Here is a 1293-nt window from a genome sequence, read left to right on the forward strand (position 1 = left end):
ATTAATTTTAATTATATTTATAAATTTTAAATAACAATTTAATTATTTTTAATTATAATCACATTGGTGATGTTATTTGTTTTGTGTATTTATTGATGTGTTTTATATAAATTATGATTGATTGTTAACTGTATGTTTTTATTGGGTTGTTACAGTTTTTAATTGTAATTATATTTGGTAGTGATTGGTTGTGTGGTATTTATTAAAAATATGAATGAATTTGTTATTTGGTAAGTAAATGTGTTTATGTGGTGATGTATTACTTTATCAACTAGCTGGGTATGTGATACCTATCTTTTAATCTGAATGCTCAGCGCCATCATGGCGCTGGCTACTGTAAATACCCCAATGATCCAGCCCATTGCCCATGGTGTGCCATCGCTAAAGAAAGCCAGCAACAGTGAGGAGATGATGCCGCTACCGTATTGCAACGCGCCCATTAGCGCCGATGCGGAACCGGCAACATTCGGCGCGGCGTCCAGTGCACATGCTGTAGACGTCGCGGCGATGATGCCATTCATCGAGAAGAACACGAATACGGCTCCGACAATCACGGTGATCCCACCCACGCCCAGACCCGTTGTGACAGCCAGCACGATGGCGGCAACGGTGGCGATGAAGACAGCAATCTTGAGTAATGCTTCCAGTGGGTAGCGATAAACCAGGCGTCTGTTGACCATGCTCACGGCCATCAGACCTAAAATGTTGACGGCAAATAACCAACCATAATGCTGCGGATCAACACCGAAGTACGTGATGTACACAAACGGAGAGCCGGTAATAAAGGCGTAGGCCGCGACGTAGTAGAATGTCAGGCATAGCGTAAAGCGCATATACCTGGCGTTGCTCAATAATGCGAAATAATGATGAAATGCACTGGAGATGGAAACCTGGGAGCGCTTGTCTTCAGCCAGGGTTTCCGGTAGCCAGAATAACGACAGCAGCATGAATGTACCGATTATCGCTAGTAGCCAGAAAATAGCGTGCCACGAGGTGACCTTAATCATTTGCCCGCCAATCAGAGGACCGGCAATCGGTGCAATAGCCATGATAATCATCAGGGTCGACAGCATTTGTGCTGCGCGAGTCCGACTAAACAGGTCGCGGATCATTGCTCGCGCCAGCATCGGGCCGGTACAGGCACCTAGCGCCTGAAAAACACGCCAGAAGACAATGTGTACAATATCCGTTGATAACGCGCAGCCGACCGAACCTATCACGAATAAACTTAAACCAATGAATAGCGGCAGACGCCGCCCGTAACGATCGCTAATCGGTCCCCAAATCAGTTGT

1 protein-coding gene is annotated in these 1293 nt (G+C 45.4%); it reads right to left on the bottom strand.

Annotated elements, in window-relative coordinates; genetic code table 11:
• Positions 1-290: 290 nt before the first annotated feature.
• Positions 291-1293 (bottom strand): multidrug effflux MFS transporter (locus IMQ48_RS06275; protein ID WP_196208330.1); only part of this gene is annotated, 1003 nt, incomplete at its 5' end.

It is taken from the genome of Citrobacter sp. Res13-Sevr-PEB04-36, assembly GCF_015672735.1.
Taxonomy (GTDB): Bacteria; Pseudomonadota; Gammaproteobacteria; order Enterobacterales; family Enterobacteriaceae; genus Citrobacter.